General features: G+C 35.3%; 6 protein-coding genes. 2 read left to right on the forward strand and 4 right to left on the reverse strand.

The features are described 5' to 3' along the window. Positions 1 to 30 precede the first annotated feature (30 nt). The 4 genes from kdpA to EYY60_RS12125 all read right to left on the reverse strand — a co-directional run bounded on the left by kdpA (position 31) and on the right by EYY60_RS12125 (position 4119). The gene (gene kdpA / locus EYY60_RS12110) at positions 31 to 1752 is read right to left on the reverse strand and encodes a potassium-transporting ATPase subunit KdpA (RefSeq protein ID WP_132989582.1); all 1722 of its coding nucleotides are present in this window, start codon (positions 1750 to 1752) and stop codon (positions 31 to 33) included. Positions 1753 to 1885: 133 nt separating this feature from the next. Then, positions 1886 to 1963, reverse strand: a complete 78-nt coding sequence (kdpF, locus tag EYY60_RS12115) for a K(+)-transporting ATPase subunit F (protein ID WP_132989597.1) — start codon at positions 1961 to 1963, stop codon at positions 1886 to 1888. Positions 1964 to 2128: 165 nt separating this feature from the next. Next, a complete protein-coding gene (locus EYY60_RS12120) occupies positions 2129 to 2410 on the reverse strand; it encodes a DUF7674 family protein (RefSeq protein ID WP_132989583.1) in 282 nt (93 codons plus the stop codon). Positions 2411 to 2775: 365 nt separating this feature from the next. After that, the gene (locus EYY60_RS12125; RefSeq protein WP_132989584.1) at positions 2776 to 4119 is read right to left on the reverse strand and encodes a sigma-54-dependent transcriptional regulator; all 1344 of its coding nucleotides are present in this window, start codon (positions 4117 to 4119) and stop codon (positions 2776 to 2778) included. Between the two features lie 167 nt (positions 4120 to 4286). Here EYY60_RS12125 and EYY60_RS12130 point away from each other — a divergent pair, with 167 nt between their 5' ends. Together EYY60_RS12130 and EYY60_RS12135 are read left to right on the forward strand one after the other, a co-directional pair. Continuing rightward, positions 4287 to 5495: a polysaccharide deacetylase family protein gene (locus tag EYY60_RS12130; RefSeq protein WP_132989585.1), complete on the forward strand. Its 1209-nt coding sequence runs from the start codon at positions 4287 to 4289 to the stop codon at positions 5493 to 5495. 100 nt (positions 5496 to 5595) lie between these two features. Next, positions 5596 to 6597 (forward strand): LLM class flavin-dependent oxidoreductase, encoded by a 1002-nt coding sequence (locus tag EYY60_RS12135; protein ID WP_132989586.1) that lies wholly within the window; start codon positions 5596 to 5598, stop codon positions 6595 to 6597. Positions 6598 to 7367 lie beyond the last annotated feature (770 nt).

The raw sequence follows: 7367 nt of genomic DNA on the forward strand, positions 1-7367 counted from the left end.
TGTTTCTATGTGTTTAAATATCCAGCATTTTTATTTCAGTGTAAAATACTCAGCCAAAGGACCAAGTGCAAGCGCTGGAAAGAATGATAAAGCAGCAATAATAGCAATCACAGCAAAAGTCATAATTCCGAAAATTGTTGTATCTGTTTTAAGAGTTCCGGCACTTTCAGGAATGTATTTTTTATTGGCTAGTAAACCTGCAATTGCAAGAGGCCCAATGATTGGAATGAAACGGCTTAACAACAACACAATTCCAGTTGTGATATTCCAAAACGGATTATTATCGCCTAAACCTTCAAAACCAGAACCGTTATTAGCAGCACTTGAAGTATATTCATATAACATTTCTGAGAAACCATGCTTCCCTGGATTGTTTAACCAGCCAGTGGCATTTCCGCTGAACCAATATCCCATTGCAGTATCATGAGCAGCAAAATAAGATGCTAAAGCAGTTCCAGCTAAAATCAATAATGGGTGAATGATGGCAATAAAAGCGGCAATTTTAACTTCTCGGGCTTCAATTTTCTTTCCTAAGAATTCAGGAGTTCGACCGACCATTAAACCAGAAATAAATACTGCCAGAATAATGAAAATGTAAAAGTTGAGGTAACCGACACCACATCCGCCATAAAAAGCATTGACCATCATAGCTAATAACTGCATTGCTCCAGAAACCGGCATCGCACTATCGTGCATACTGTTTACAGAACCTGTAGAAATTACGGTTGTAGCAATACTCCAAAATCCTGAAATAGCAGGGCCAAACCGAACTTCTTTTCCCTCCATTGCTCCGGTTAATTGTGAAACTCCCATTTTTTCAATAGCAGGGTTTCCACTCATTTCGGTCGACATTGTCGGAATTACCAAGAGTAAGAATCCAACGGTCATTACGCCAAAAATTACATACGATAATTTCTTTTTATTTAGGAAAAACCCAAGTGCAAAAATCATCGCAAACGGAACAATCATTTGTGCCCAAAGTTCGACAGCGTTCGTAAAATAAGTTGGATTTTCTAAAGGATGTGCTGAGTTAGCTCCAAAAAATCCGCCTCCGTTTGTACCAATATGTTTTATTGCCACGAATGCCGCCGCTGGCCCGCGAGAAACTTCAACCTGATCACCTTGTAAAGTGGTAATAGTATCTTTCCCTTCAAAAGTCATAGGAGTGCCACTGAAAACTAATGCAATTGCTACAATTGCAGAAAGAGGAAGCAAGATTCGAGTACAGCTTTTAACTAAATTAGTATAAAAATTTCCTAGTTTATCTGTAGTTCTTTCACGCATGGCAGTAAAAACCATCACCGCAGCAGCGATTCCGACACCAGCCGAAACGAATTGAAGGAACATTAAAACCATCTGAGAGAGGTAAGAAACGCCACTTTCGCCTGAATAATGTTGTAAATCGCAATTGACCAAAAATGAAATAGCAGTATTAAAAGCCAAATCGGGTGTCATGGATGGGTTATTATCTGGATTTAAAGGTAAAGAACCCTGAAACAGCAAAACAAAAAAACAGAGAAAGAACCAAAGCATATTGATGCTTAAAAGTGCTTTTAAGTGTTGTTTCCAGTTCATTTCTTCAGCTGGATTAATACCGCTGATTTTAAAAATAAATTTTTCAATTGGATTGAAAATCGGGTCAAGGAGTGTTTTGTTTCCCAAGAAAACTTTGGCAATATATTTTCCGAATGGAATCGCCAGAACAATCGTTAAGAGAAAAACTCCCATAACACCTATTAATTCTGTATTCATATTTTATTTGTTAGAAATTATTTTATTTTTTGGCATTTATAAAAATAGAACCAGCACAATGAAGGCTAACGTCCAGGCTGCGCACGCATATAATAATGGTGTGTTTTTACTTTTATAATTGGACTTTTTCATTTTAGAATTTTTCAGGTTTGATTAACACGTAAACCAAATACACGAAAACGGCGATTGAAATAATAAATAATGCTATCATGATTTAGATTTTTTCAAAGAATTCAACTGATAAATAACAAATTGCAAACAGTAAAACTGCTAAAGCGAGAAGGAGGATGGTGATCATAATTTTATTTTAGATTTAAGATTGTAGACTTTAGATTTTTATCGATTAAACAATTAAACAGTTAACCGATTAAACTTTTTATACTCCTGAAGCATTAATTTGCTTGATGTATTCTGCTTTAAGTGTTTGTGGAAAAAGATGTGAAATATTGCAGTGACGCATTTCCATAAAAGACGAAACCGAGAAAACATAGACATTTGAAATGGCATTTTTAGTTTCGATGCTTCCTGTATTAAATAGCCGTTCAGCAAGAGCTAAACATTTTTTAGCCCGAACGATATTGCCGCAGATAATTGATTTTTTAGTAATCTCGGCAAACCGTTCCGCTTGTTTATAGATTGAGGTAACTTGATTTTTCATGAGAAGGATTTTTTAATGTTCTTTTCCCCTCTATGCCAAAATATGTTCCGAAAAAATCAAGTTAAGTGTAAAGTGTTGTAAATAAAGAAAATGTAGTTTTATGCCAAAAATTAGGCATAAAAAAAGCCTATCATTTTGATAAGCTTTTCTCGTTTTGATATGTTATTTGCAAGCTTCGGAGAAGCGATATATTTATAGAAAATAATGCACATTAAATTTATAAGAACCCCAGCGGGGTGATATATTTTTGGGTTGTAGGTGTCGCTCCGCTGGAGCTTTTTTTATCATTGGCAATAAATAAGCTATAAATATTACGCTTCTCCGAAGCTTTGAAAAATTGTTATTGAAATTGAACTTTGAAATTGTTATTGAATTTGATATTCTTCCAGCTTTCTATACAAAGTCGCAATCCCAATTTCTAATAATCTAGCCGTTTCTGCTTTATTACCTTTCGTATAATTTAAAACTTTTTGAATATGCAGTTTCTCAACACTCTGCATCGAAAAAGCCGACATTGGTTTCGAATTATTTTCAGCCTGATGTTGCATTTCGTAAGGCAGAACATCTGAAGTCAAAATATCGCCATTACTTAAAATAACTGATCTTTCGATAACATTCTTAAGTTCACGAATATTTCCCGGCCAGGAATAATTTTCTAATTTCTGAAGAAAATCATCGCCAATCTGCAATGCTTTTTTATTCGTTTTTTCTGAAAATTGCTTCACATAATAATTCGCCAAAAGCGGAATATCTTTAATTCTTTCTCGCAAAGAAGGCAATTTAATTTCGAAAATATTCAAACGGAAATACAAATCAGAACGGAAACGATGTTCGTCGCTTTCTGTTTTTAAATCGCGATTTGTAGCCGCAATTAACCTGAAATTTGATTTTTTTGAAGTCGTATCGCCAACCGGAATATATTCACTAGTTTCTAAAACACGCAATAATTTAGCTTGAAGATCAATCGGCATTTCGCCAATTTCATCAAGAAATAAAGTTCCGCCATTCGCTTCTTCGATAAAACCTTTTTTATCTTTTACAGCTCCGGTAAAAGCACCTTGTTTATGACCGAAAAGTTCACTTTCCAGAATTTCTTTACTGAAAGTACTGCAGTTCAAAGCCACAAAAGATTTTCCAACGCGATTACTATTTTCGTGAATTGCCTGTGCAAAAACTTCTTTTCCAGTTCCGGTTTCGCCAGTTAATAAAACAGTCGAATCAGTTTTGGCCACTTTATGTGCTAAATCAATGACTTGTTCGATTCCTTTTGATTTTCCAATAATGGTAGAAAAAGAATATTTATCATTGATTCGTTTTTCTAACTGCTGTACTTTTTTCTGCAATTGTACTTTTTCGACAGCTTTATAAAGAAGCGGAATAATTTTGTCGTTATCATCACCTTTTACAATATAATCAAAAGCACCGTTTCGCATGGCCTGAACGCCGTCGGGAATATTTCCGAAAGCAGTTAACAGAATTACTTCTGCCAGCGGAAAACTTCCTTTTATATTTTGAACAAAATCGACACCATTTCCGTCGGGCAGTTTTACATCACATAAAACCACTTCGATATCGGTTTGTTCCAGTTTCTTAAAACCTGATTTTAAATCTTTCGCTTCAAAAACTTCAAATCCTTCCGATTTTATAATTCGTGCCAGCAGACTTCTTAGTTTCTCTTCGTCGTCTATAATTAAAATTTTGTGTGTCATTTGCAGATAAGCTAAATCAAATCTTGGTATTTGATGTACAAATTTAGACTTAAAATTAGTTCCCTTTTTTAATTCAGAACAAATTATTTTTAAAGACAAAATCAGTTTTGAAAATTTTTCTCAAAAAGAAATGTACTTTTAGAGCTCAAAAGAACCACTAAAATTTTATGTCAAAACAAATCCTTCTTATATTAACTGCTATTATTTTTGGCAGTTTTAACGCTTTTTCAAACGGAAGTATTGAAAAAGATTCTTCAAAACCGAAAACTATTTCATTCAAAATAAAACTAAAATCGGCAGATAAAGTCAAAATTGCCGTTTCTCCTTTAAAATATAACAAACATTTTGCCTACAGTTTCACGCTCGATGATGGTTATAGATCAGCTTATCTGACTGCTTTTCCGTTATTGAATGGAGGAAAAATCAGCAGTCCAGATAAAAACGAATGGAAAATAGATCAAGGTGGAGACGGAACAACTTCGGAAGGACTTTTCTATTCAGACGGAATGGGAAATAAAATTCCGTTTAAATTGGCTTTAGCAATTAACGGAGGATCAATTCGTGATTTGCCTGAAAAGCGTGGGCACCTTTCATGGGCTGAGGTAAAAGAAATGTATAATGCCGGTTGGGACATTTTGAATCATAGTTTTCACCATGCTACCAAACATGGAACAAACTACAAAGCAGAGGTAACGGAGAATACAACTTCAATACAGCAAAATCTAGATTTTACAATGTCTCATTTTGTGGTTCCTGGTGGAGAAGGTGATGAAAAGTATTATTTGGAATATGAAAAAGACGCACTTAATAATGGACATTTTTCGGTAGCGTCTTATTATGGTGTAGGACCAGTTTTTAAAGTAGATTCAAAAGTAGATTTAGATAAAATGATTTCTGCCCGAACTTTCGTCCAAAGTTCAAAAGATACAACCAGTTTTAAAACAATGGATCGTTTTTTGAAAACCCTAGATTCGATTGTAAAACAACCAAATCCAACTTGGTTCAACGAATTTACACACGGAACGGGAAATACCAATCTGTGGAATTTAAGCATGCGTTTTCCTGATTTCAAATATTATATGAGAACACTAGCCGATAAATATGGCGCAAAAGGAGACGATTCCATCTGGATGGCGCCGTGGCAGGAAGTTTACGAATATATTTGGTTAAGAGATAGAATTAAAGTCGATTTTCAGCAGAAAAACAAAGAAGTAATTGTGACGATTCAGCTTCCAGAAATTCCTCAAAATTTCAGAAATCGAGCTATTTCGTTAAACATAGAAACAAAATCTAAATTTGAAATAGAGTTGACTAAAGATTTAAAGATTAAAAATGATGGCCGAACGAATCATAAACTAATTTTGTTACAATTGTAGCGGCGATATTTGTAGTTACAAATATTATAATTCTCTTAACAGAAGAAAGCAAAACGCATTCATATAAATGACTTAATTTTGCATTTTAGCCTTAATTTATATGAAAAAACCAATTTCAGTCTCAATATTAGAACTTGCAATTATCAACCAAGATAGCAACGCAACAAAAACATTTCAAAAAACAAAAGACATTGCGCAATTAGCCGACAGATTAGGATATAAAAGAATTTGGTTGGCAGAGCATCACAATATGGCACACGTTGCCAGTACGGCAACTGTAGTTTTAATTGGATATGTGGCAAGTCAAACAGAAAATATCCGCGTAGGTTCTGGCGGAATCATGTTGCCGAATCATTCGCCTTTAGTAGTAGCTGAACAATTTGGAACTTTAGAAACGCTATATCCTAACCGAATTGATTTAGGTTTAGGAAGAGCACCAGGGACAGATCAACCAACCGCCGAAGCAATCAGAAAAGACTTTTTTGAGCAGGCACAGCGCTTTCCACAAAACGTAAGCAAACTCCAGGAGTATTTTTCAAGCGAAAATGCCACTGGAAAAGTTCGTGCATTTCCAGCCGAAGGATTAAAAGTCCCAATTTGGATTTTAGGATCCAGCATGGAAAGTGCGGCTCTAGCGGCAGCTTATGGTTTGCCTTATGCCTTTGCTGGACATTTTGCTCCAAAACTCATGATTCAGGCATTTGAGTTCTATCGTGAAAACTTTCAGTCTTCCGAGTTTTTAGATAAACCCAAAACAATGGCATGTGTAAACGTAATAGCTGCTGATACAAATGAAGAAGCGGAACTATTGTCTACAAGTTTGTACCAAATGTTTTTAAATTTAATTAGAAACGATCGTAAAGGATTGCAACCACCAGTTCCATCACTCGACGATATTATGAATGAGGCAGAACGCTATCATGTCAATCAAATGACAGCAGGAACATTTACAGGAAACAAAGAGCAAATAATTATTGATTTGAAAAAGTTTGTCAATTATGCCCAAATTGATGAGCTTATGGTTACAAGTCCAATATATGATCATCAGGCAAAACTAAGAAGTATTCAAATAACAAAAGAAGCGATAGAGAGTCTAAATTAAAAACGACACATATATACTATATATAAGTAGGGACAAAAATATACTATAATATATAGGTGCCAATTTCTTCCCAACCCGACAGGTTTCCAGAACCTGTCGGGTTTATTTTTTTCTATACATATATATGTATGCACAGTTTGAATTGGATCCCGATTTTACGTAGAGGCGCACAGCAGTGTGTTTTATGCGCATAGTTAATATACATATTAATAGAGTAACAAGCCACTTAGTGTTTTTTAAGGAGCTATTTCCCGCTATCCGCTTCAATCTTTTGCTTTTTAAAGAAAAAAGCAAAAGGATTTCCTCCCGATGCTTCGGGACTATCGGGGCTAGGGCACCAGTTTTCAGAAGAAAAAATGGGAATGAAAAGATGCTTTCACAAGAAAACACATTAAAAACCCAGTGCCTTTGTGCCTTTTCGATATCAAAAAGAGCAGAAAACAAGGCTTTGGGCCTTGGCGCCTTCGCGGCAAAACAAGAGGAATAATAGCCAAACGAGGAAAAGCCCTACAAGGAACAGAAAAAACTTCAATTATAAAGTGCGAGTTATGAGAGTGTTAAGAAAAAGATCAAAAAAAGATCGAAAAAACATGGGGAAAAGTGTTGGATAACTGGAAAAAGGTGCTACTTTTGCACCCGCAACAGCGAAAACGTTCACAGAAATACTGGCAGGCAGCAAGGACTAAACGGGAAGAGATTCTCGAAAAAAAAAGTTCAAAAAAAGCTTGCAGGTTTTGAAAAAGCGTTCTACATTTGCACCCCGCAAAACA

Origin of the sequence: Flavobacterium zhairuonense (genome assembly GCF_004352915.1) — a bacterium.
Taxonomy (GTDB): Bacteria; Bacteroidota; Bacteroidia; order Flavobacteriales; family Flavobacteriaceae; genus Flavobacterium; species Flavobacterium zhairuonense.

Excerpts from the sequence above, each read along its gene's own strand:
- kdpA (WP_132989582.1), bottom strand. The coding sequence starts at position 1,752 with ATGAATACAGAATTAATAGGTGTTATGGGAGTTTTTCTCTTAACGATT.
- kdpF (WP_132989597.1), bottom strand. The coding sequence starts at position 1,963 with ATGATAGCATTATTTATTATTTCAATCGCCGTTTTCGTGTATTTGGTT.
- EYY60_RS12120 (WP_132989583.1), bottom strand. The coding sequence starts at position 2,410 with ATGAAAAATCAAGTTACCTCAATCTATAAACAAGCGGAACGGTTTGCC.
- EYY60_RS12125 (WP_132989584.1), bottom strand. The coding sequence starts at position 4,119 with ATGACACACAAAATTTTAATTATAGACGACGAAGAGAAACTAAGAAGT.
- EYY60_RS12130 (WP_132989585.1), top strand. The coding sequence starts at position 4,287 with ATGTCAAAACAAATCCTTCTTATATTAACTGCTATTATTTTTGGCAGT.
- EYY60_RS12135 (WP_132989586.1), top strand. The coding sequence starts at position 5,596 with ATGAAAAAACCAATTTCAGTCTCAATATTAGAACTTGCAATTATCAAC.